This is a genomic window from Corynebacterium sp. TUM25015, assembly GCF_056393505.1.
In genome coordinates, this window is the sequence record NZ_CM150783.1 from 634965 (window position 1) to 658552 (window position 23588).

Annotated in this window: 18 protein-coding genes; 8 read left to right on the forward strand and 10 right to left on the reverse strand. The window is 57.1% G+C overall.

The annotated features are described in order from the left end of the window. Positions 1-12: 12 nt before the first annotated feature. The gene (locus AC06DS_RS02945) at positions 13-1497 is read right to left on the reverse strand and encodes a CCA tRNA nucleotidyltransferase (RefSeq protein ID WP_477101169.1); all 1485 of its coding nucleotides are present in this window, start codon (positions 1495-1497) and stop codon (positions 13-15) included. 517 nt (positions 1498-2014) lie between these two features. Between AC06DS_RS02945 and AC06DS_RS02950 the strand changes: the two genes are divergently transcribed. The 7 genes from AC06DS_RS02950 to AC06DS_RS02980 all read left to right on the forward strand — a co-directional run bounded on the left by AC06DS_RS02950 (position 2015) and on the right by AC06DS_RS02980 (position 13492). Continuing rightward, entirely contained in the window at positions 2015-2800 is a 786-nt protein-coding gene (locus AC06DS_RS02950; RefSeq protein WP_477100951.1) for an NUDIX hydrolase, read from the forward strand. Between the two features lie 86 nt (positions 2801-2886). Next, the gene (locus tag AC06DS_RS02955; protein WP_477100952.1) at positions 2887-5760 is read left to right on the forward strand and encodes a hypothetical protein; all 2874 of its coding nucleotides are present in this window, start codon (positions 2887-2889) and stop codon (positions 5758-5760) included. Positions 5761-6014: 254 nt separating this feature from the next. After that, positions 6015-9770 (forward strand): murein biosynthesis integral membrane protein MurJ, encoded by a 3756-nt coding sequence (locus tag AC06DS_RS02960; RefSeq protein WP_477101170.1) that lies wholly within the window; start codon positions 6015-6017, stop codon positions 9768-9770. 159 nt (positions 9771-9929) lie between these two features. Beyond that, entirely contained in the window at positions 9930-10592 is a 663-nt protein-coding gene (locus AC06DS_RS02965) for an RNA polymerase sigma factor (protein ID WP_448307899.1), read from the forward strand. 38 nt (positions 10593-10630) lie between these two features. Then, positions 10631-11638 (forward strand): thioredoxin-disulfide reductase, encoded by a 1008-nt coding sequence (gene trxB / locus AC06DS_RS02970; protein WP_473963791.1) that lies wholly within the window; start codon positions 10631-10633, stop codon positions 11636-11638. A gap of 123 nt (positions 11639-11761) precedes the next feature. After that, entirely contained in the window at positions 11762-12085 is a 324-nt protein-coding gene (gene trxA, locus AC06DS_RS02975) for a thioredoxin (RefSeq protein WP_448307901.1), read from the forward strand. Between the two features lie 219 nt (positions 12086-12304). Beyond that, positions 12305-13492 (forward strand): N-acetylmuramoyl-L-alanine amidase, encoded by a 1188-nt coding sequence (locus AC06DS_RS02980; protein ID WP_476728209.1) that lies wholly within the window; start codon positions 12305-12307, stop codon positions 13490-13492. On the opposite strand, the gene AC06DS_RS02985 is transcribed toward AC06DS_RS02980, so the two are convergent. The 9 genes from AC06DS_RS02985 to rpmH all read right to left on the reverse strand — a co-directional run bounded on the left by AC06DS_RS02985 (position 13466) and on the right by rpmH (position 20685). Next, the gene (locus AC06DS_RS02985) at positions 13466-14353 is read right to left on the reverse strand and encodes a hypothetical protein (protein WP_477100953.1); all 888 of its coding nucleotides are present in this window, start codon (positions 14351-14353) and stop codon (positions 13466-13468) included. The genes AC06DS_RS02980 and AC06DS_RS02985 overlap by 27 nt on opposite strands. 197 nt (positions 14354-14550) lie before the next feature. Next, positions 14551-15132 carry a nitroreductase family protein gene (locus AC06DS_RS02990; RefSeq protein ID WP_477100954.1) on the reverse strand — a complete coding sequence of 194 codons (582 nt, stop codon included), beginning with the start codon at positions 15130-15132 and terminating at the stop codon, positions 14551-14553. Positions 15133-15190: 58 nt separating this feature from the next. Then, positions 15191-16513 carry a ParB/RepB/Spo0J family partition protein gene (locus AC06DS_RS02995; protein ID WP_477101171.1) on the reverse strand — a complete coding sequence of 441 codons (1323 nt, stop codon included), beginning with the start codon at positions 16511-16513 and terminating at the stop codon, positions 15191-15193. A 176-nt stretch (positions 16514-16689) separates the two neighbouring features. Beyond that, positions 16690-17631: a ParA family protein gene (locus tag AC06DS_RS03000; RefSeq protein ID WP_477100955.1), complete on the reverse strand. Its 942-nt coding sequence runs from the start codon at positions 17629-17631 to the stop codon at positions 16690-16692. A 193-nt stretch (positions 17632-17824) separates the two neighbouring features. Next, positions 17825-18493, reverse strand: a complete 669-nt coding sequence (gene rsmG / locus AC06DS_RS03005) for a 16S rRNA (guanine(527)-N(7))-methyltransferase RsmG (protein ID WP_448307906.1) — start codon at positions 18491-18493, stop codon at positions 17825-17827. Positions 18494-18703: 210 nt separating this feature from the next. Beyond that, positions 18704-19678: a membrane protein insertase YidC gene (yidC, locus tag AC06DS_RS03010; protein ID WP_448307907.1), complete on the reverse strand. Its 975-nt coding sequence runs from the start codon at positions 19676-19678 to the stop codon at positions 18704-18706. Between the two features lie 83 nt (positions 19679-19761). Beyond that, entirely contained in the window at positions 19762-20004 is a 243-nt protein-coding gene (gene yidD / locus AC06DS_RS03015) for a membrane protein insertion efficiency factor YidD (RefSeq protein WP_293792289.1), read from the reverse strand. A gap of 64 nt (positions 20005-20068) precedes the next feature. Beyond that, positions 20069-20458: a ribonuclease P protein component gene (gene rnpA, locus AC06DS_RS03020; RefSeq protein WP_293792287.1), complete on the reverse strand. Its 390-nt coding sequence runs from the start codon at positions 20456-20458 to the stop codon at positions 20069-20071. 83 nt (positions 20459-20541) lie between these two features. Then, positions 20542-20685, reverse strand: a complete 144-nt coding sequence (rpmH, locus tag AC06DS_RS03025) for a 50S ribosomal protein L34 (RefSeq protein WP_005292556.1) — start codon at positions 20683-20685, stop codon at positions 20542-20544. A 904-nt stretch (positions 20686-21589) separates the two neighbouring features. Here rpmH and dnaA point away from each other — a divergent pair. Then, positions 21590-23155 carry a chromosomal replication initiator protein DnaA gene (gene dnaA, locus AC06DS_RS03030; protein ID WP_477101172.1) on the forward strand — a complete coding sequence of 522 codons (1566 nt, stop codon included), beginning with the start codon at positions 21590-21592 and terminating at the stop codon, positions 23153-23155. The last annotated feature ends 433 nt before the right edge of the window (positions 23156-23588 follow it).

Here is a 23588-nt window from a genome sequence, read left to right on the forward strand (position 1 = left end):
GTCATTGTGCGCTCAGTCATTCTGGGCAGCCCACCATTCCTGCAGTGCGGCGACGGCGTCGTCATGATCCATCGGCCCGCGATCCAACCGCAGCTCCTTCAGGTACGCCCACGCCTTGCCCACATCAGGGCCAGGTTTGAGGTTCAGGATCTGCATGATCTCGTTGCCGTCCAAGTCGGGGCGGACGGCGGCGAGGTCCTCTTGTTCCTGCAGCTGTTCAATGCGCTTTTCCAAGTTATCGTAGGTGCGCTGCAGCCTCTGGGCTTTCCGCTGGTTTCGGGTTGTGCAGTCCGCACGGACCAGCAAGTGCAGCAGCGGCAGCAGTTCGCCTGCGTCGTTGACGTACCGGCGCACCGCCGAGTCGGTCCAGGTGGATTCGTTGTTATCCTTTTCGCCCGCGCCACGGCGGGCGTCCTGGTTTTGGCCTTTGCCCTGGTTATCTGCGTAACCGTGGAAACGCATGTGCAGGAACACCAGCTGTCCAATGTCTTGAACATGCTGCTTGGAGTACTTGAGCTTCCGCAGGCGACGTCGGGTGATGCGCGCTCCAACGACCTCGTGTTGGTGGAAGGTCACCGCCCCGGATTCGGTAAAAGCCCTGGTATCCGGCTTGCCAATATCATGCAGCAATGCCGCCATGCGCAGTTCCAGCGAAGGCTCCAGGCCGCGTTCCGCCTCCAGATTCACGGCGTTGCGCAGCACCTTTAGCGAATGCCAGTAGACGTCCTTGTGCTGGCGGTGCTCGTCCTGCGTGAGCTTCAATGCAGGCAGTTCCGGTAACACGTGATCAGCCAGCCCAGTCTCGACCATTAGATCCAGACCCACCCACGGCGCGGCCCCGAGCATCAGCTTGTTCAGTTCCACAGCCACACGCTCGACGGTGATGCGGTTTATCTGCTCGCTCATCGCCGTCATCGCTTGCTGTACTCGTTTGGTGACGCCGAACTCCAGCTGCGAGACGAACCGGCATGCGCGGAGCATACGCAGTGGGTCGTCGTTGAAACTGATCTCTGGGCTGTCCGGGGTGTCTAGCACTCCGGCCTGCAGGTCTTCGAGTCCGTTCAGGGGGTCGCGGAGCTGGTGGTTGCCGTCGGGGGAAAGCTCCAGTGCGATGGCGTTGGCACGGAAGTCCCGGCGGATGAGGTCTCCGTCGAGGCTGTCGCCGAAGGATACTTCGGGGTTGCGGGACTGGCCGTCATACTGGTCGGCGCGGAAGGTGGTGATCTCTAGGATCTGGCCCTTGACCAGTGCAGATACCGTGCCGTATTCAATACCCGTGTCCCACACGGTTTCTGCCAGCGGCGTGACGATATCGACGATTGCCTGCGGCCGGGCGTCGGTAGTGAAGTCCAGGTCGTGGGAGAGGCGCCCCAGCAGGGCGTCGCGCACCGACCCGCCGACGAGATAGAGGCTATGCCCGGCCTCGTTGAAGGCCTGCGTAAGTGGCAGCAGGTCGCGGTCGAGCGCGCGCAGGGAGGTGAAGGCCTCCTGCAGCATGCCGTCGATGGTTCGCTGATTTGCTGCGGTATCGGCTGGCTGTTCCTGTTGTGCCGGGTGTGTCGAGTATGTCCGGTGTGTCAGCTTTGCCTGATGTGCTGGCTGTGCCTGTTGTGCTGAACCGGTCTGCGCACCCGACTGCACAGGACGCTTGCTGGAAGGGGAGTGGGCGGGGTTTGTCACGCTGCCAGATTCTACTAGCCCGCGGTACGGAGCCAACCAGCCCCTAGCTTCCACACCTCACAAGTCCCAAAGCAGTCCCACAACAGCCCCAAAGCAGTCCCAAAGCAGTCCCAGATGTCGCTAGATCAGGAATGTGAAAGCCGGAATCCGGATCTCCAAAAATTCACAACTCTCTGACCTGCACTAATGCAAGGTCGACATTGGTTGTCAATAACAGATTCCCGTTCTAACGACATTTGGCCTCACAGTTGACCACCCAGCCTGCGGATACCTCTCCATCGCTGGTTACATATTCAGTTCCACATTGTGCAGTTAACCGGCTATCGTTATCAGAATGAGTGGAAACGACAGCACCGGAAACGGCACGCCCCGCCGCCGGCGCCGCCGTTCAAGAAGAAGGTCGCGCTCCGGCGGCGGCCAAAGCCAAAACAACCGCAATAACCAGGGCAAAGGCTCCAATAACAACCAGCCAAATAACAGCCAGCCCAACAGAAACCAGCCCAGCAAAAACAAAAACAAGGGCAAAGGCAAAAACCAGTCGCGACGCGGACGTGGCTCCGGCTCCAACAACCGCCGCCACAGCTCAAGGCCTAATTCCTTCGACGAGCACTCCAACCTGCCGACTTCCGTGGAAACCTCCGCGGGCGGCCTCGTGCTCTCTGGCCTGGCCGAAGCTGTGCAGACCAACGGCGACGTCGACTTTTCTTCGATTTACGTAGCTCTGATCGGCCGTCTAGATCGCCGGGGCAGGTTGCTGTGGTCCATGCCAAAGGGCCACATTGAGCCGGACGAATCCCAGCACGCCACCGCCGAACGCGAAGTGTGGGAGGAAACAGGCGTCGCCGGCAAGGTCATCGCAGACCTTGGAACCATCGACTATTGGTTCGTGTCTGAGGGCATCCGCATCCACAAAACCGTCCACCACCACCTGCTCCGCTATGTCGATGGTGACCTCAATGACGAGGATCCCGAGGTCACCGAGGTTCGCTGGTTGCCGGTCAACCGCCTTATCGAACACCTTGCGTATGCTGACGAGCGTCGCCTTGCCCGGCAGGCTTTCGATAGCCTGGCCGATCTCGCCCGCGCAGAGGCCGACGCTGGCCGTGCCACGCCACGCTAAAGAATCGACAAGGTCGGACTGCTAGAACTAGTAGTACTAAATAGAAGTACTTAAGTAAGCATGTAATCGTGCAAAAGGTGAGCGCAATGTCTAGATTCCCCCATGCCTGCATGGCGTTTGGTGTTTCTGTCGCGCTCTGCGGACTCTCCGCCCTCCCGGTCGCCCCGGCAGTTGCGAACCCTATTTCTGACGCCACCTCGGCTCCCGCCACCCACACCTCAGCCCAAGGCGTCGAATCTGCAGCCCAAGGAGCGGACTCCGCGAACCGGTCACAACCCACCACCGCCCCGGATCCGATGAACCCCGAGGCTCGCGACGATACCTACTGGGCCAATCCGCTGGCCCGTGCGACAGACCCGCAACAGGACGTGAACCTGGAGATCACAGGTATCGACACCGCTCCAGCCGATCAAACCAACCCAAGTGCGTCGAGCAATCCCAGCAGCTCCGCCAACCAGATCTACACCCTGCGCATCCGCAATGACCGCTCGCACGCCCTGAGCAACCTCTCGCTCACGCTGTACTACCGCACGGCTGCTACCGCCGCCGAAGTCCGCGTCGCACAGCTCGCTAACCAGGGCGAATACTCCCTCAGCAGCCAGCCTTTACAACTCGAAGGCACCCTCAGCCCCGGCGAGACTCGCGAAATCAAGATCTCGTTGCCTGTCGGAAAAGCTGCAGGAGAGGCTGGATCCGCTGATTCTGATGACGCCTCCTCGGCTCAACCGCTCAGCATTCCCGCAGACGCTTTTCGTGAACCCGGCGCTTATCCCCTGTTGTTTAGCCTAAGTGGTCAGGATACGAACCCGGAAGCTGCCAACGAAGGGGGTGTGCAATACCTGGCGGTGGCGCGCACCACTCTTAGCGTGGGGGCGTCAAAAAGAACGGAGGAACAGCCCAGCTCTCCGGTGACCGTCGTGTATCCGCTGGCCGGGCCTACGTATATGGCGGCCGGACAGACGGGTGACGCGCCCAAGCGCCGGCCCGCGTTTGTCACAAAGGACGTGCTGGCCAAGGAGGTCGCCGAGGGCGGCAGACTGCGTGGCCTGCTGGATGCCTACCGTGAAGCGAAGTCGAAGAAGCTCAAGCAAGCGACGTGTATTGCGATCGATCCGGAGCTGCTGGATACCGTGAACCGGCTGGCAGAGGGTTACTTTGTGGGCGAGCGCACACCCGACCCGGTAGAGGAACAGAAACGTCTGCGCGACTCCTGGGACGAGATTTTAGGCGGCAAAGACATCAACGCCCAGCAGATGCCCGGCAATGCAGATGCGAAGAAATGGATTACTGACCTGCGGGAAGTCGTGCAGGGAAACTGCTCAGTGGCATTGCCCTATGCGGGGGCTGACATTAACGCTTTGGAGCAGGTCGATTCTGACTGGCTCCGAGTGCGTGGGCTCGGCATGGGTGCCGGGGTAATCCAACGAATCCTGGGTGTGGTGCCGACGCAGAACGTGGTGATTCCCGATGCTGGCTACGTGTCCCCGGAGGCGCAGAAGATTCTGGCGGCGGGCATCAGCAAGACGCCGGAAGGCGCGGAGCCTGTGGAGTCCGACGAATCGCGACGCTTTGAGCAGACCGTGCAAGGCGAACCGGCTATTCCATCTGCTGGGCATGTCACTGCGCTGGTGGCGGAGAATACCGTCAACGTCGAGTCCCCGGCGTTGCCGCCGGAGGCAACGTCCGCGGCTGACCCGAACCAGCCCGACCAGTCCAGCCAGCCCGGCCAGCAGCCCAACGAACACCAGCAGCCGAGCGCCGAGGACAATGCATGGAACCAGCGCCTGGTTAATCTTCCCGGCGCGACTCTCAAGAGTGGGAGTACCTCTGCTACCGCCACCGCCCTGACGTATTCTGCGGATCTTGGCACGGTGCTCAAGGCAATGGGTGAGCACCCGGAAGTTGCGGCTTATTCAAACCCTGAGCTGCGCTTTAACCTCAGCGACGACAGTTCCGCTTCCCGCCTCGCCACGGCTCAGGCTGTGCTGGATCTGGAACTCGACTCCGGGCGTCCCACCATGGCCGTCCCGCCCGCTGCATGGTCCGTCAATAAGAACCAAGCTGCCGGCTTCCTACAGACGATCAGCCAGCATCTGGAGAACAGCTCTGCTCGTCCCGCGCCGCTGCCGGAGGCCGTACAACCTCGGGGTATCGACATTGCCCGGGTGGCTTCTGGCACCACGACGGTGCCATACACCGACCCTGGCGAGTACTCTTCGCCATATCTCGACACCCTGACGGATGCGACCCGCAAGCTGCGGGAGCTAACGCTCTTTATGCAGAACGATTCCACCATTGCGCTGACCCGCGAGGGCTTCACCAGCCCATTGTTTGCCGATTTGCTGCGTGGCGTAACCACTTATCGCAAGCGTGAACGCCACTATGCCGAAGTGCAGCGTGGGGAACTCAGCACCAAGCTAGGTCGTGTGGAGCAGGTCACCACGCAATTGCGCCGTTCGATCTCTCTGCTGCCACCAGGCAACGTCTTCACCCGCACCTCCGATTCCTCACCGTTGCTTGTCGTTGCGCGCAACGGACTGCCCCTGCCTGTGACGGCCGAGGTTGATTATCGTTCTGACGCCAACACGGATGTCACCGTTCATGTGGATTCCACGGCCTCGCCGATGATCCCGGCGAAGGGCTCCATCACTTGGTCGCTGACCACAGATATCGCGGACACATCCCAGCAGGTCAACCTCTCTTTATGGCTGGCGACGACGAAACAGGACGGAACTGCGGATCTGCAGGAGGGCACCCGCATTTCAGATCCTGTGGAGCTGCGCGTGCAGTCCGTCCCCGGTCTTTCCACGCGTAGCGTAGCGATCATCGGCATTCTCCTACTGGGCATCGGCATGGCGGGCAAGTTCTTGTGGAATCGCCGCAGCGGACGGGGCGGAGGAGATCTCAGCCCTAAGCCGCTGGAACGCGTTGCTCGCCCAGTAGAGGGCGAACAAAACTAGACACGCCCACTTCTCCGTTAGGCAATATACGGCTGGTGCATAAAGATGGAGTAGTGACTTCTGAGCAAGAGAGGGAAGACCTACCAGCTAGCCCCTCGGCTGGGCAACGTGGACGTTTCCGCGCAACCCAGCCGCCGGCGCTAGCGCCGAAGAAAGACCGCGCTAAGACTGATGTGTCGGCGGGCGGAGACGGGGCGTCACAAAGCTCCACAGAGGTAAACCCGACCTCCGCTAGTGGCCACGGCGATGTTGCCATGGTTGGTGACCAAGCATCCGGTGCCCACAATGCGGCAGCCGTTGGCGATAGCAACCCGGCCGCAGGCAGCACGGTGAGTGCAACGACCGAGCGCGAAACCAGCCTTCGCACTGCCACAAGCGGCGGCGACCACAGCAGCGACCACAGTAACGACAACAGCGGCAACTACGGTGGCAACGAAAGTGGTGAGCAGGGCAGCGGGCACAGCAACGGGCAGGCCAGCGATCAGAACGATAAGCAAAGTGACGAGCAGATCGTACGCGCTGGCGGCTCTATGGCGATTGCAACGCTGATTAGCCGCATCACGGGCTTCCTGCGCACGGTATTCATTGCCTCGGCGCTGGGTGGCGCGGTGGCCAGTGCGTTCAACACCGCCAACACGCTGCCGAACCTGGTGACCGAGCTGGTTCTCGGTGCCGTGTTGACCTCGCTGGTGGTGCCAGTGCTGGTGCGCGCCGAGAAGGAGGACGCGGATCGCGGCGAGGCCTTCATACGAAGACTTTTGACGCTTACGTTCTCACTGACCGTTGTCATTACCTTGGTCTCCGTGGCGTGTGCACCACTGCTGGTGCGCATGAGTCTGGATTCCGAGGGCCATGTAAATGTCGGCATGTCCACGGCATTTGCCTACCTGGTACTGCCGCAGATCATGTTCTACGCGATGTTCGCGGTGTTCATGGCGATCCTCAATACCAAGGGAGTGTTCAAACCCGGCGCGTGGGCGCCTGTGGTGAACAACGTGGTCACACTCGCGGTGCTGGGACTGTATATGTTCCTGCCGCGGGACACGAAACTGCAGCCGACGGACAATGTGACCATCACGGATCCACACGTCCTGCTGCTGGGCCTGGGCACCACTGCGGGTGTGGTCATGCAGGCACTGATCATGGTGCCTTTCCTGCGCAAGGCCGGCATTAACCTCCGCCCCCTGTGGGGTATCGACGAGCGCCTGAAGTCCTTCGGCGGCATGGCCATCGCCATCGTCGTGTACGTGGCTATCTCCCAGGTCGGCTGGCTGCTCAACAACCGCATCGCCTCCGATACATGGGAGGTCGCGCCGACAATCTACATGCAGGCCTGGCAGCTACTGCAGATGCCCTACGGCGTGATCGGCGTAACGCTACTTACGGCTGTGATGCCGCGCCTGTCCCGCAATGCGGCGGAGGGCGACGACAAGGCTGTGGTGCGCGACCTAACTGTCGCCTCGAAGCTAACGATGCTGGCGATGGTGCCGATCATCGTGTTCTTCACTTGCTTCGGCACGCTGATTTCCGCGGCGCTTTTTGCGTATAAGGAGTTCTCGCTGGATGACGCGAACGTGTTGGGCTGGACCATCAGCTTCTCCGCGTTCACCTTGATTCCCTATGCACTGGTTTTGCTGCACCTGCGCGTGTTCTATGCCCGCGAGGAAGTCTGGACGCCGACCTTCATCATCGCCGGAATTACCGTAACGAAGCTGGCCTTCGCCTACATTGCCCCACAGATCGCCACCGAACCCCGCTTGGTCGTGGTGCTGCTGGGTGCGGCCAACGGCCTGGGCTTCATGGCCGGTGCCATTATTGGCGATCGCCTGCTGCGGCGTTCACTAGGTGATCTACAGTTCCGCAAGGTGACGATGACGGTGCTGTGGGCGCTGGGATCCTCGCTGGTCGGTGCTCTGATCGCCTGGCGCGTAGATGTGGTGCTGGCGCGCTACGCATTCCAGACACTAGCTAACCCCTGGTTTGTTGTCCGCCTGTTTATCGCTGGTGTGCTGTTCCTCGGTGTTACCGGGTTGATCCTCGTGCGCGCCCCACTGCCAGAGATTCAAACTCTGGTGGGCGCTCTGTCGCGCATTCCGGGGTTGTCCCGGGTTCTTCCTTCTCGACGCCCACTCCCCAGCGACGAACAATCCACCGTCGAGGCTGGCCCCCGTCGTCTCTCGCCTCAAGAACTGGCTGCCCGAGAGGCCATTGCTCTGGACCACATGATGGCGGGCGTGGCGCTCCCACCATTGGCAGCTGGCCGGGTGCGCGGCCCACGCCTGGTGCCGGGTGCGCCGCTGCTGGAAGGCCGCTACCGTCTGCTGGCCGACCACGGAGGCTGGTCCGCCGCCCGCTTCTGGCAGGGGCGCGAACTGGCGACGGGCGACATTGTGGGTCTCACGATCATGGATCCGGTGGCCTTTGCCCGTTCGCAGGTGGAACCCGGAGTATCCGTGCCTGTAAACGGCCCGGCAGTGGCCCACGCAAAGGACGAAATGCTGCGTCGCTCGGCCAAACTCAAGCAGTTCGATGCGCCGGGCATGGCGCAGGTCAATCGTGTCATCGACTACGGCAATCTGGTCGTCATCGTTTCCAGTTGGGTACAGGGCTCGCCTCTGACGAAGGTGGCGGAGAGCCAGCCGGAGCCGCTGGCCGCAGCTTTCGCCGTAGCCTCTCTGGCAGATGCTGCCGCACAGGCGGAGGCCAGTGGCACTGCGTTGGGCTTGGATCACCGCGATCGTGTGCGCATCGGCACTGATGGAGCAGCCGTCCTGGCCTTTCCGGGTGTTCTGCCCCACGATGACACGGCACAGGATGCCCACGGCGTGGCCGTCGCACTGCGACTGCTGCTTGAGCATGTCCCGTATGAACAAGTACCGGAGGAGCTCACCCGTATCTACAAGAAGATCCACGAATTCGATGGAGAGAAGGTCGAACCGGAGGATCTGCACAAGGCTGCGAAGAGCCTGCGAGACCTGAAGTCGGGTCAGCTGGCGATCCAGGAAGATCAAACCCCGGATCCAAGTGCTCGTTCTGGTTTCGGCGCCGAGGGCAACCGTCCGGTCGGCATGGCTGCTGCGGCGGCTATCGCTTTCATCTCCGTCGTCATCATCGCTGCTTTGGTCGCAGCAGTGGTCAGTGTCGTCGGCGGCGACCGCAAGGATTCGCCGTTGTCCACCGACTCGCTGCGTCAGGGTGCGCAGGCCGTGCGTGGCGTGGATCCTGCGGATGTCCCTTTGAGCAAGCCGCTCGAGTGGCTCCCCGCCGATGTGGACTGGCCGCTGGATCGACCGGACTTGGCGCGCCTGATTACCGACGGAGATCCGGAGACGTTCTGGCAGTCCAACCCCGCAACTGTGCAGCTCGGAGGCGAGCCTGGCACCACTAAGCCTGGAATCGGACTGCTTATGACGCTGCCAGAGGGTACCGCCCTGTCGCAGGTTCAGCTGCGCGGTCTGACCCGCGGAACCACCATGGAACTGCGATTGGCGACCGCCGACAGCAACGGCAAGTTGGCGTCTCTGGATCAGACTCAGCTGCTCAAGACCGTGAAGGCGGATTCTGCCGACATGACCGTGAACCTCGCCGGTACTGGCAGCGCCAGCGATTCCAACTGGGGCGCGGGTAATACGAGCCGTGGCGCAGACGGTAACGACACCGGAGCATCTGCCGCAGCGGGGGAGGGCGATGGCAACGAGAATGAAAACGAAGAGAGCAATCGAGAAAAAGGTAAGTACGATACCGACAAGGTCAGCGCAGCAAAGGGCAATCGCCTGCTGATCTGGATTACGGGTCTGCCGCTTCCGAAGCCCGCGACGATCAGTGAGGTTTCCGCCGCCGGCAACTGGCTCGACCAGGCGACTTCCGACGAGGACTCCAGCGCTACTCAGCCGACCCAGCCCTCAGAGCAGCGCCAGCCGGCACAGCCAAAACCGTCGGCACAGCCAGCCCAGCCGGCACAGCCGGCACAGTCACGCCAGCCCGCGCAGTCGATTCAACCCGTCGGCTGACCTGCACTGTGGCTAAGCCAAACCCATAGCGCATCAATCCTTTAGCGCATAGCGGCGCCCACCTCAACTGTGAAGTTCACAATGAGGTCGGCGCCGTTTGCAGTTATCCACAGGTTCAGTTCTTTGCCCCCACACTTCATTCAGCACAGAATAAAGTGTGTGACACGGGGGCGGCACGGCTCCGACGTCATACTAAGGGGGAAGATGATGCAGGGGGCGTCACCAAGAAAAACGGCTCATAAACGGCCAACAGAGCAAACCGACCACGAGCTACTACGCGGACATAACGAGGGGCAACCCGGCGCATTTCGTGAACTGATCGACCGCCACCAGCGCACGCTGTGGTGGGCTCTTCGACGGGTGAATGTGCCCGAAGCCCATCAAATGGACGTTTACCAGGAGGGGTTGTTGCGAGTGCACCGCTTTGCCTCGCGCTTTAGTGGAAAACGTTCAGCGAGCGTGAGCACGTGGATGGCCACGATTATGCGCAACGCAGCACTGTCTTACATGCAGCGCTATAACCGTGAGGCCCAACCGGGGCGGGAGGACTTCAGTGAGCGGACGCGGACGCTGCCGGCGCTAGGGGCGCGGGAAGAAGCAACGGTCGCACGGCTGGATGTGCACCGCAGCCTGCGACAGCTATCCCCCGAGATGCGCGACGTGGTGGTACTGACGGAGATCCGGGGACTCAGTGAGGCTCACGCAGCAGCACAGCTAGGCATTCCAATCGGCACCGTGAAATCACGAAAGAACCGCGCGAAGCGGATGATGTGTGAACATCTCGGTGGGGCAGAGGAATACGGAATGGCCGCAGCCGGTTAGACTGGGGTGAACGACATCTTCGACCTCAAAGGATAATCATGAACCAGCCATTCCTGCAGGCCAGCGGTATTCTCAACAGCGATTCAACGGAGGCCGCGAGCGCGGACGCCGGCACCCAGAGTGCGGGCCAGGTTCATGACGTCATCATTATCGGGTCAGGACCCGCAGGCTACACCGCGGCAGTGTACGCAGCGCGTGCCGAGCTGAACCCGGTTGTGTTTGAAGGCGTGGAGTACGGCGGTTTGCTGATGCAGACCACCGAGGTGGAGAACTTCCCCGGCTTCCAGAAGGGCATTATGGGCCCGGATCTTATGGAGGAAATGCGCGCACAGGCCGAGCGCTTCGGTGCTGATCTGCGCCAGGAGGAGGTCGAGAAGGTCGACCTTTCCGGCGAGATCAAGAAGGTGTGGGTCTATGGGGAGGAGTACCAGGCTCGCGCGGTGATTCTGGCTACCGGTGCCGCCCCGCGCTATCTGAACGTTCCCGGCGAGCAGGAGCTGCTGGGGCGCGGTGTATCCGCCTGCGCAACCTGCGATGGTTTCTTCTTCAAGGACAAGCAGATCGCTGTGATCGGTGGTGGCGATTCCGCGATGGAGGAAGCCGACTTCCTTACGAAGTTCGGCGAAAGCGTGACTATCATCCACCGTCGCGATGAATTCCGTGCCTCCAAGATCATGGAGGAGCGCGCCCGTAACAATCCGAAGATCAAGTTCCTGACCAACGCCAAGGTCGTAGAGGTTAAGGGCGACAAGAGCGTAGAAACACTCGTTGTGGAGGATACGCAGACCGGAGAGCGTACGGACGTGCCAATGGATGCGATGTTCGTTGCAATCGGCCACGACCCGCGCACGACGGTCTTCGAAGGCCAGGTGGAACTACAGGACAATGGCTATGTGAAGGTCGAGGAGCCTTCCACCCGCACCAGCCTGCCCGGTGTGTTCGCCGCTGGTGACCTGGTGGATTCCCATTACCAGCAGGCCATTACCGCGGCTGGCTCCGGCTGCCGCGCCGCCCTGGATGCCGAGGCATATCTCGCAGCCCAGTAACGGAACGGTCACATTCGGTCACCTTTAGGTAAATTCCACCGTCTGCGCATAGGATATTTACACGTTGAAGGGTAACCTCCAACCTAATGAGAATGTGCCCCAACCAGGAGTTTTGTCACTCTTATGTCCGAGATTGTGAACGTTACCCAAGCCACCTTCAAGTCCGAGGTAGTGGAATCTAGCCAACCCGTTCTGGTCGACTTTTGGGCCGAATGGTGCCGCCCTTGCCTAGCCATGACGCCCATTCTCGACGAACTGGCGGCTGAGTTCGATGGCAAGGCCACAATTGCCAAGGTCAATATTGATGATGAGCGCATGCTGGGCGCCATGTTCCAGGTGATGTCGATTCCGGCTCTCTTAGTGTTCAAGGATGGCAAGAAGGTCGCCGAGTTTAGTGGCGCCCAAGATAGAGACACTCTTCGAGCTGCCATCGAGAAACAACTTTAAACACGCCTGACCTGCCTATAAGGCAGATTGGCGCAATAGACCCTAGAATTGCACCTATGGCTCGACTCTATTCGCAGGGGAATGCGGTAGTGATCTAGATCACAATAAGAGTGGGCGAGAACAAGGCGAGATCAATACCTCGTCGCACATAACTTAGAACAGCGCTAAGGGTGCTCGACCAGCACCAAAGAGCTTTAGAGAATTGGAGTGTTGAGCCCAGTGGATCGTTTGCTTCTCCACGTCGGAGACCGCAGTCCGCGCGTCGCTGAGGTACGCGGTACCTTGGCACGCTTGGGACTGCTGGAAGGGTACGCGGGGGACGCGACCGGTAGCAAAGCACAGCGCTGGACTAGTGAAGAAGAGGTGTTTGACGAGGTTCTGGCTGAAGCGCTTCGAGCGTTTCAGCAGCAGCGTGGAATCATCGCAGACGGTGCCATTACCCCAGGCACCCTGCGTGCCCTTCGAGAAGCCTCCTACACCTTAGGCGCTCGAGTGCTTTCCCTGCAGAGCAATCAATTTGTCGGCGACGATGTTGCGCAGCTGCAAACACAGCTCCACGACCTCGGCTTTTATACGAGCCGTATCGATGGTCACTTCGGCCCGCGCACGCATTCCGCCGTTGTCAATTATCAGCTGAACTACGGTCTGACTAACGATGGCGTGGTGGGGCCCGACACGCTACGTGCCCTGTCCTATCTAGGACGACGCATTACCGGCGGTTCCCCGCAATCGATCCGGGAAAAGGAACAGATCCGTTCTGCCGGACCCCAACTCACGGGCAAGCGAGTTGTGATTGATCCTGGTCTTGGTGGCGCTGACAAAGGCTATATCGTCGATGGTCCTTATGGGCAGATCTCCGAGGAGGAGATCCTTTGGGACCTTGCGGGCAGGGTAGAAGGGCGCATGATTGCCGCTGGAATGGAGACTATTCTGTCTCGGCCACGATCGGCTAATCCAACGAATCAGGATCGTGCGAACATCGCAAATGCTTTTGGCGCAGATGTCATGATTAGCCTGCGTACCGATATTTACCCTAATGAGAAAGCCAACGGTGCAGCCTCCTTTTACTTTGGTTCGCTGACTGGCTATTCGTCCATGGTGGGTGAAAAGCTCTCCGGTTTTATCCAGCGCGAGATCGTTGCCCGCACCTCATTGCAGAATTGCTACAACCACGGGCAGACGTGGGATATCTTGCGTCTGACGAGTATGCCAACTGTGCAAGTTGTGCCAGGCTATTTGACCAGCCCTCGCGACATGAAGATCCTCAGTGATCCCGCCATGCGTGACACCATCGCTGAAGCGATCGTTGTGGCTGTAAAGCGCCTTTACCTATTGGATAAAGATGTCCACGAGACGGGCACGTTTAGCTTTGTTGAGCTTCTACAGGAAGAGCTTCCGCAGAAGTAGGTTCCCCATTGGGCCAGGTGCTTGTTTGCCTCCGATTACGGTAGATAGCTTTTCAGGTCCATTTACCCTTGCATGATCCTCTTCTGCGAAGTCGCTAAACAAGGAATTATTTCCATTGATTTCAAAGCGATAGCGGGGGAAACGCCGATGGTGTTTTACCACTTTGAAGCCCTCCGCTTCCAATATGTCTTCGGAGAGCATGGGAGCAATATCTAGAACGTCTTCATCCGCGGCGTCATGTACTTCGGCAGCCGCTTCCCATCCCCGATAGGACTCCGGAACATACTTCAGGGATTCTAGGGCGCTGTATTCGCCCTCTTTGTCACCAGCTTGATCGTACTGGCGGCTTACACCTCCTCGATCCGTCTCCGTCACCGAAGCACTGCCCAATTGCCTCGCAAGATCTTCGTCAAAGTCCTCTACACGAGCAAAAGCCTCGACGGCTTTCACGCCACGCCTGTGGGCCTCCGTAATCACCGTATCGATTAGCTGGTGTTCCAGGTAGAGACCCATGTATGGGAGGGCTACATGAACCGTACTCAGCAAGATTGCATCGGGTGAAATTGGCCCAGTTGGAAACTTGGAGATGCCCTGCATATACCGCGCAGGGGCAAAGAACACGGTCGCTGCAGGCACAGAGTGCGTACCCGCGTCTCCAGTGCCCACAAACGCCGTATAGCCGCAGATTCCCCATTCCATCATGACGTTATGCAGCCATAGTTGCTTGTCAAAAAGAGGATCGCAGTTTTCATTCCCCTCCGTGCCGTAGTCAGCTGGGAACGGCCAAAAAGTCGATGTAGCAGCACCTGATTCTAGATCCTCGGAACGCTGAGGGGTTATGGCGCGGATACTTACTTCCACATCTTTTCCTTTCAGCGTTCAGACGATCAATGATGCGCAAGCTGCAGGGTCCTTACTTTCCATAAATCCGAAGGATCCAACAACGTGAATCCTATAGCGCTCATCCCACGGCCGGGCGGAAATGAATAGTTTTCTCAAAGCCGAATCCCCGATGTTTCACGTGAAACATCGGGGATTTCTAACCGAATTCGCATTTCCTAGTATCGATCATCCACGCGTCTGTTTAGCGCACGGCCAGGGTGAGCGGGATCTTCGTCCGCGTAACCCGCCGCGATAACCAGGGCAATTGAGCGATCATCTCGCCCCTCCAGACCAATGGCCTTTTTGACGCCCTCCTCGTTCCATCCAGTGGTAGGGGAGGTAGACAATCCTTGTTCCTGAGCCGCAAGGAGCAAGAACCCGGCCACCAACATTGCATCACGAATACCAATTTCGCGTAGCTTGGACGCAGAGGCGTTGCCATTAAACCCGCGAACCTTTTCCGTTAAATCTGTGCCAAGGATCTCTTCGGCATCCTCCGGAACTACTTCAGACCGTCCTACCACTACGAAGACCACTGGCGCATCTAGGAATTGCTGCTGGCCAGAGGCTTCAAAAATAGCCTCCTTGACACTCTGATCGCGGACAACTACCAGATCTCGCATTTGTGCGTTGAAGGCGCTAGGAGCCTCCAATGCATTCCTCACAACCCGGTCCAGAATCTCATTGCTCAAAGGCTGGTTCTTGAACTTTCGAGTAGCTCGGCGTTGGTCAATTGCTTCAGTCACGCTCAAGGGCATGGGATACCTTTCATTTCAAATATTGGTACTCTGTTAATCCGATGGAGCCCTACTAATGCTATTTGAACTTCAAAAGCTCAATGATCCTGTCGAAATCCTCAGGCCCACCGAACTCAACAACGATCTTTCCCTTCTTCTTCCCCATCTGAACTGAAACCTTGGTTTCAAGCGCATCTGACGCGGTATCTACCCAGTCAGAAACCTCATCCGGAAGCTGTTGAGGCTTTCGGATGGTCTTTTTGGTGTTTAATTCGCCGCTATCGTCCCGGTTGAGCAAAGTGACCGCTTCTTCAGTGGCTCGAACACTCATACCCTCTGTCACAATGCGATTTGCCAAGTTCTCCTGAGCTTCAGCCCCGAGCTTCAAACCCAAGAGCGCTCTGGCATGACCGGCGCTGAGTACACCTGCACCGACTCGTCGCTGTACAGAAACGGGCAACTGCAGTAGACGAATCATATTCGTAATGAGCGGCCGTGAACGTCCGATCTTTCTTGCCAGCTGCTCTTGAGTTACACCGAACTCCTCCATGAGCTGCTGATACGCAGCCGCTTCTTCCAACGGATTGAGTTGTACGCGATGAATATTCTCCAAGAGAGCGTCGCGGAGCATCTCTTCGTCAGCGGTCTCGCGAACGATTGCAGGAATTACGTCGAAGCCTGCGCGACTAGCGGCACGGTATCGGCGTTCACCCATGATGAGTTCATAGGTCGAGTTCTCATTGGGAGCACGACGCACCACAATCGGTTGCATAAGGCCGAACTCCTTGATGGAGTGCACCAACTCTTGTAGCGCTTCTTCATCAAACACTTCACGGGGCTGCTTCGCGTTCGTGCGAATAGCCTCCAGCGGGATCTCTTGGTACGAAGCACCAAAATCCTCCGTCGATGTTTCACGTGAAACATTGTCTTCTGTGTTCGGCTCGTCGAAGCGACCGGAAATTGATCCTCGATTGTTTTGGTGGGCTGCGTTAGAAACATCCGAAGCGTCACTGTGACGTTTCGCACCTATACCTGAGGTACCCCTCTCAACACCTTTTTGAGCAGGTTTTTCCGAGGCAAAATTCTTTACATCATCTGATGTACGAGGCTCGCCCTTCTTAATGCTGCGGGAGGTAGATGGCGTATCCGTAGTGTTGACTTTTGACTGGGGGAACGAAGCGTTATTTTCACCAGCCGCAGTTGTTAAGCCGTTCGCCTCAGACGTAGACCTAGTCGCCGAGCTGTTGCCGAGAACTATGTCTGCGGCACCATCGCCAAGAGACGGTCGAGCTGGCCCAGTCGGGATGAGGGCGGCCAAGCCGCGACCCAACCCACCGCGACGCTGATTGCCAACGGCACTGGGGGAGGGCATTTGTGGCTTTCTATTCCTCGGAGAAGGCATGCGCGGAGTAGCAGTAGCCGCATCTCCGTTTGGATTGTCAGCTGGTTTGCTAGGTTGAGGCATCATCTTCGAGTCATCGACGTTCGAAGGATTCAAAGGCGCTTTGTCATCTTTTGACTTCACTTGTTTGGAGCTCTTCTTAGACAATTTTGAACCCGTTTTATTGTTTTTCCCCACTATTGAACACCCCCGTTGTGGAGTTCTGGGGCAATCCCAATGGGGGCCGTTTCTGGGGATGGAACGTAGTCGCCACGTTCCGCAAATTCCTTAGCCGCGTCATAGTAGGCAAGGGCACCGGGAGCACCGCCATCGTATTGAAGCACGGTCATGTTATAACTTGGCGCCTCGGACACCTTTACGTTGCGAGGTATGTGGTTGTCCAAAACAACCGAGCCGAAATGTGTGCGCACATCATCACTAACGTTCAGTGATAGCTTCGTACGGCCATCATACATGGTTAGGAGTACACCAGAAATATGAAGATTTGGGTTCAGACTCTCACGAATCATGGCGATATTATCGATAAGCTGGGTCACGCCCTCGAGCGCATAGTATTCACACTGAATCGGAATCAGAACCTCATCTACGGCCGCCATGGCGTTAATAGTCAACAGTCCAAGCGACGGGGGACAGTCAATAAAGACGTAGTCAAAACCTTGTTCTTCCAACCATGAGTCATTCAAAGCCGTGGCAAGTCGGTACTCACGACGTACCTCACTAACAAGGTTAATTTCGGCTCCAGCGAGATCAATCGTTGCAGGCACACAGAAGATATTGTCGTTGTCTCTGTTGCCCTGCATAACCTCATCGATAGTCATCTCATTCAAGAGAACCTCGTAACTTGAGGGAGTCCCAGCATGATGAACAGCATCTAACGCAGTGGAGGCGTTTCCCTGCGGATCAAGATCAATAACAAGCACCCTCATACCCATCAGCGCTAAAGACCACGCCAAATTAACGGTAGAAGTCGTCTTACCTACTCCACCCTTTTGATTGGCGATGGTAATCTTTCTGCACTTTGGCGGCTTCGGAAGCTGGTTCCGATTTGGGTTCTTCATTCGCGCCGCTTGTCGAGCTGCGCGACCAATGGGTGTGTCATCCATGTCGATATTCGACATTTACGTCCAATCCTGAAGTCGAGAACCGATGTTTCACGTGAAACATCGGGGTGTACGTAAAGAATAATGCAGCCTGTCCTACGTCTCAACGAGAGCACAAGGCTAGGAATAGGTGGCACGTTCAAGGAGATCATGGCGTACCCCTGAGTCTTTTACCAATATTGAAACTTGAAGGTCTCCAATGAATCGATGCCTATTTCACGCGAGGAATTATGATGACGTGAGTCGGCTCAGCAACCTTAGACTCACCAACCAGCTCAATGGTTCCCTCGCCACCACCGGCCTTTGAAATCTCCTTAGCGTCACGCTGCAATTCCTCTGCAACAGAACCACCCTTCAAGGCTTTCATCGACCCACCGACTCGAACCAGGGGGAGAGACCAACGAGCCAGTTTCCCTAAAGGCGCAACTGCGCGGGAGGTAACTACATCGGCGCCACCAATGGCTCTTACCACATCTGGTTCTTCCGCACGGCCACGGATAACATCGCAACCCAGCTCAAGCTCATCATTGATCTCTTGGAGAAAGTTATAACGACGCAACAGCGGCTCTAGAAGTTGAACCTTAAGATCCGGGCGTGCGATAGCCAACGGTATGCCCGGAAGACCCGCACCAGATCCAACGTCGATCACTCGCTGACCCGGATCGATTACTTCGCCAAGGACTGCAGAGTTAAGAACATGACGTTCCCAGATACGCGGCACCTCTCTCGGACCGAGCAAACCTCTCTCTATCCCGGCAGATGCTAGAAACTCTGCATATACACGAGCGAGGGGAAGCCGATCCCCAAACACGTCCTCGGCTATCGCTGGTGGTTCACCCAACTGAGGGTTGGCAACGGTGGAATCGTCCTGATTCGCCATCTGGGCACTCCTTCAAAAGGTGGGAGGATGGGCATGTTTCACGTGAAACCACGCCGAATGTTTCACGTGAAACATTCAAACTGATGTACTCCGCCCATAATATAGCCACTAGCCGGAACGACAGCACCCGGGAAGGGGAGCAGGGCAAACAAAAAACCGCCACCTCATAGGTGACGGTTCTATAAGTAATTGGCAACGTACAGTAGCGAGCTACTTCCGCTTCTTGCCCTTCTTCTTTGGATTATTCGGACGCGCTCCGACCTTAGGAGCAGAGGTACGCTTCGAAGCGGCAACTGCCTCCTTCTCGGCCTCTTCTTCTGCATCCATCTTCTTGTAGAGGAAGAACTGCTGCAAGTAGGACCACGTCATGTTCGTGACCATGTACAGAGCCAGGCCAACCTGCCATGCGAAACCACCCAGCAGGTAAAGAACCGGCATAACCCAGAGCATGAGTTTCTGCATCATGTCCATCTGCATCTGCATCTGCTGAGCCTTGGGATCATTCCCCTTAGCCGGGGATGCCTTGCGGCGCTTTGCAGCGCGATCCATAGACATGCGTGCGGAGAAGTGCATCAGGACAGACGCTACGAGCATCATCGGCACGACAACAACAATGATGTTGGTCCGCGTAAAATCCACCACGCCATCAGCGGAGAACGCGCGGTAGTTCTGAGGATCCATGGAAATGAAGCCAGAAATCGGGGTACCGAAGATACGCGCATCGAGGAACGATTGAACCTCATCTACTCCGAAGAAATAGTTTGGCGTGTTTCGGGTTTCCTCAACAGACATCCCCAACTGGCCCACACCATTACCGGTACGGTTGAAGGAACGCAGCACGTGGAACAGGCCAAGGAAGATCGGCATCTGCACAAGCATCGGCAGACAGGAAGCCAAAGGGTTAACGCCCATTTCCTTCTGCAACTTGCGCATCTCGATCGCCAGCGTCTGTCGATCATTCTTGTACTTGCGTTGCAGCTCCTGCATTTTCGGCTGCATTTCTTGCATCTTGCGGGACGAGCGCAGCTGATTCGCCATCGGCTTCACCAACAAAATACGGATGGTGAAAACGAGGAACATGATCGCTAGCGCCCACGTGAATCCCGAGTCCGGGCTGAGGACGTAGCTGAACAGCTTATGCCAGAACCACAAAACGCCGGACACTGGATAATAAATAAAATCCATGGCGACTCGAGGTTTCTCCTGATATTGGTCTAGTAAGGCCTATGTTGCTGACGACCCAGCTAGCAGCTCCACAAACGAACAGCCTAACGGTGTCGCCTGCTCCACAGGCGCAAGGGACGACGAGGAGGGACAGGATCCCAACCTCCCGGATGCCATGGCCCACAGCGGGCCAATCGACCTAGCGTAAGTATTGACCCTTTAATCAGACCATGTCGGCCGATAGCGATTAAAGCGTAGTTACTGCACGTAGGTTCAAAACGGCACGTTGGCCCCATTTTAAGGGGTGAAACATAACTTTGGTAACCAAGGATTACTCGGCGAGCCATTCGAGCTCCGAGGCCGCGCTTCCGCGACTTACCCTCGTGCGCGTTAACCGTGCCTTCTGCACCGTCACCGGGGGAAGGCCCGTCGGATGCAGCTACGCACATCACCGACCAACTCCTCAAAGCTTGCCTCGGCGCTCTTCGGCAAAGCGCGGATCACCAAAGTTGTTCCAGCTGGGAAATCCAGTTTGCCTTCATCTAATACAGTCCGAAAGGCATGGCGAATCTTGCGTGATGTATTATGCCTGGTCACAGCGTTTCCAACGGCTTTGGAGACAACCAGTCCCATCCGCGGTCCAGCTGTGGCTGCCTCTTGTAAGGGTGCCGGCAAAGCCTCGGCCCCTTCACCCCCCACTAAAACGTGAACCACCACAGTGCGGCTACCTTTCTTCCGGCCGTTCCGAATCGTCTTCCCAAACAGGGAAGTTGACCGAAGCCGGTGCTTAGGAGCTAGCACTATGGTGGCTCTTTCTTTTAATTGACGCCCCTACGACAATCCACCCCAAGATTCTTGGGGTGGAGGGAACGTCGATGCCTTACTTAGGCAGTGAGGGACTTGCGACCCTTGTTGCGGCGTGCGGAAACGATGGCACGGCCAGCGCGGGTACGCATGCGGGTACGGAAACCGTGCACGCGTGCACGACGACGGTTATTGGGCTGGAAAGTACGCTTGCCCTTAGCCACGGTACTTCACTCCTTAACATTCATTAGCTGTGCGCACACCGCATATGACGACAGCAGGAAGCCCAGCGCTAAAGAAGCTGGGATATTGCTTAGCCAGCGATGCGCCCACAAATTTAAGTGGACAGTTGTACCGGCAATCTCCGAGAAGAATGGCGCCGATACCGGAGGCACCCGATAGGCAGCGTGGTGAACTGCTGCCACATATGGGTTGCCATAGACGAGTCAAGGATACGTGCTGTGACGTAAGTTATCCAAATTTTAGAGACGGCGCCCTCGAAGAGGATGCAGCTGTCTCTAATAAATACTCGTCAGAACATCATTGGATGTCTCCAGAAGGCACCTTCCGGTTTCGACGAAATCAACGGGGTGGAAGTAGGTGTGTAAAGCCTAGATCTAAGTTCGTCAAATGACGATGGACCTTGTGGAAAACTCCCTCACCCCCAAACACTAAACCTTTACTTTACACCCTATTTATGCAGGTAGAGTGAATATTGAGGCTCTGATTAGAGTTATCCACAAGGAGCCTGTACCTTGGGGATAACATGTGAAGAGAAGTTATCCACAGGTGTGCATAACTATGTGCAAATGCAGGATATACGGCATTTCCCACTGTGTACGACGAGGTGAACAACTACATAAAAGAGGGAATTGAGAACCACCGCTGGTTTAACCCCCCGTTTACCTCTACGCCACCCCCGAAAACTCTTACGCTGAAAATAGCCCTGACCCTGGAGCCCCTATGAGCAACTCGAATTTCTCTATCGAGGAACACTTTCCCGACATGTGGGATGCCATCATGCACGATTGGCTCGCGGATAGCTCCTCCGCCAATCCCGACCCCGATCTTCCACCTATCTCCCCCAAACAGCGTTCACTTCTGCGCAAGGTCAAACCGGTGGGGCTTATGGGACGGATCGTCGTGCTTGAAACACCCAATAAGTGGACCAAGGAATCGATCGAAAAAGACCTCATCGATCCCATCAAGCATGTCCTCAAAGCTCGTTTGGATCTTTCCGTCAGCCTTGCGATCACCAGCACGAATGGGGAATCCGTAGAGGCAGAATCAGGGGAACCCAAGCAGGGCACACAGTCTGAGAGTGACACTGAAACGGCAGGCGATATCCACGAAGGGGCGTCAGAAAAAAGTTCGGTAGCTACCGCAGACGACCTATCAACCTTCCAGGTAGAAGCACTGGTTCACCAAGCACAGGAAAAAGACGGCTCGGCGGCGGAGACTGAGGAAGAAGCTGCTCAGCGACGGGAGCACGATGCCGATGCTCTTGCAGGGCAATACGCTGCGACGGAAAACCACATCGATCCGAATCCATCCCCCACACCGACACATTGGACAAATAAGGAACAAGCTCACCGGGTACCGCCGCGACAAAACGTTGCGCCGCAGCCTTCATCGAACTTCAACGACGGGCTGGATGGCGATTCTCTGCTGAACAAGAACTACACGTTCGACAGCTTCGTTGTTGGCTCGTCGAATAACTTCGCCGCCGCCGCCTGCCGGGCTGTTGCAGAAGCACCCGCAAAGGCCTACAACCCTCTGTTTATCTGGGGTGAGTCCGGGTTGGGGAAGACCCACTTGCTGCATGCGATTGGACACTATGCCAAAGAGCTACAGCCAAACATGCGGGTGAAGTACGTGAGTTCCGAAGAGCTGACGAATGACTTCATTAACTCCATCGCCAATGACACTCGTGAATCCTTCAAGCGGCGCTACCGCAATCTAGACATGCTGATCGTTGACGATATCCAGTTCCTTCAGAACAAGGAATCGACGCAGGAGGAGTTCTTCCACACATTCAATGCATTGCACCAGGCAAATAAGCAGATTGTGCTGAGTTCCGACCGACCTCCACGACAGCTGACCACGTTGGAAGATCGCCTGCGCACTCGCTTTGAAGGCGGACTGATTACCGATGTTCAGACTCCGGACCTAGAAACGCGCATTGCGATTCTCACGAAGAAGGCAGAATCCGACAATGTGCAGCTACCCGAGGACGTCAAGGTACTGATCGCGAGCCGCTATGAGAAATCGATTCGTGAGCTCGATGGTGCTTTGATCCGCGTGACGGCCTATTGCGCGCTTAGCCATGAACCGCTGACGGTCGAAACCGCAGAAATTGCGTTACGCGATATTTCGCCAGCCGATCAGGATGTGGAAATTGTTCCTCAGCATGTGATTGAGGTGGTGGCGAACTACTTCAACCTCACCACCGATGAGCTCATAGGCAAGGGTAGGGCCAAGAAGTTTGTGCAGGCTCGGCAGATCGCAATGTATCTCTGCCGAGAACTGACGGATCTTTCTCTGCCGAAGTTGGGAAGTGCTTTCGGCGGACGCGACCACACCACGGTGATGTATGCCGAACGTCGCGTGCGCGAATCCCTGTCGGAGAACAAGAAGGTGTTCGATCAGGTGCAAGAACTCACACAAAAGATCAAGTCCCATGCCCGGGATTAGCCCCGTCGTCTGACCTTTCCACCCCCTATGGAGCGGCCGGGGAGCAAGTTACCCACAGTTTTCCCCAGCTTTACTGAGTTATCCACAAGCAGCCTGGGGATAACTCACGATTCCCTGACCTTTGGTAGACCGGGATTCAATCGAGTTATCCACAATTCCACAACGTTTTCCACAGATGTAATTCCAAACTTGTAATTCAAGGGGTAGCAACGATGTGTCTTAAGAATTCTCGAAATCAGCATGGAGAGTTGGGTGGCTCACACCACAGCCCAATGAACCCTGGGGAAAACTGCGTCTAAACTGGGTAAACAGCAGTGGACAGATTGTGTACAACTCGCAGGGCAACCGAGTTATCCACATTGCAAATGCGTTATTCACAGTTCATCCACCGACGTATCAACATCCGAACCCACGTCCTGACATGCATGGATTA

Coding starts and splice junctions, on each gene's coding strand:
- trxA (WP_448307901.1), top strand. CDS start 11,762: ATGTCCGAGATTGTGAACGTTACCCAAGCCACCTTCAAGTCCGAGGTA.
- rsmG (WP_448307906.1), bottom strand. CDS start 18,493: ATGGCGAATCAGGACGATTCCACCGTTGCCAACCCTCAGTTGGGTGAA.
- trxB (WP_473963791.1), top strand. CDS start 10,631: ATGAACCAGCCATTCCTGCAGGCCAGCGGTATTCTCAACAGCGATTCA.
- AC06DS_RS02955 (WP_477100952.1), top strand. CDS start 2,887: ATGTCTAGATTCCCCCATGCCTGCATGGCGTTTGGTGTTTCTGTCGCG.
- AC06DS_RS03000 (WP_477100955.1), bottom strand. CDS start 17,631: ATGTCGAATATCGACATGGATGACACACCCATTGGTCGCGCAGCTCGA.
- AC06DS_RS02990 (WP_477100954.1), bottom strand. CDS start 15,132: ATGCCCTTGAGCGTGACTGAAGCAATTGACCAACGCCGAGCTACTCGA.
- AC06DS_RS02945 (WP_477101169.1), bottom strand. CDS start 1,497: ATGCTGCAGGAGGCCTTCACCTCCCTGCGCGCGCTCGACCGCGACCTG.
- yidD (WP_293792289.1), bottom strand. CDS start 20,004: ATGGCTCGCCGAGTAATCCTTGGTTACCAAAGTTATGTTTCACCCCTT.
- dnaA (WP_477101172.1), top strand. CDS start 21,590: ATGGGACGGATCGTCGTGCTTGAAACACCCAATAAGTGGACCAAGGAA.
- AC06DS_RS02950 (WP_477100951.1), top strand. CDS start 2,015: ATGAGTGGAAACGACAGCACCGGAAACGGCACGCCCCGCCGCCGGCGC.
- AC06DS_RS02995 (WP_477101171.1), bottom strand. CDS start 16,513: ATGCCTTCTCCGAGGAATAGAAAGCCACAAATGCCCTCCCCCAGTGCC.
- AC06DS_RS02960 (WP_477101170.1), top strand. CDS start 6,015: ATGGTTGGTGACCAAGCATCCGGTGCCCACAATGCGGCAGCCGTTGGC.
- yidC (WP_448307907.1), bottom strand. CDS start 19,678: ATGGATTTTATTTATTATCCAGTGTCCGGCGTTTTGTGGTTCTGGCAT.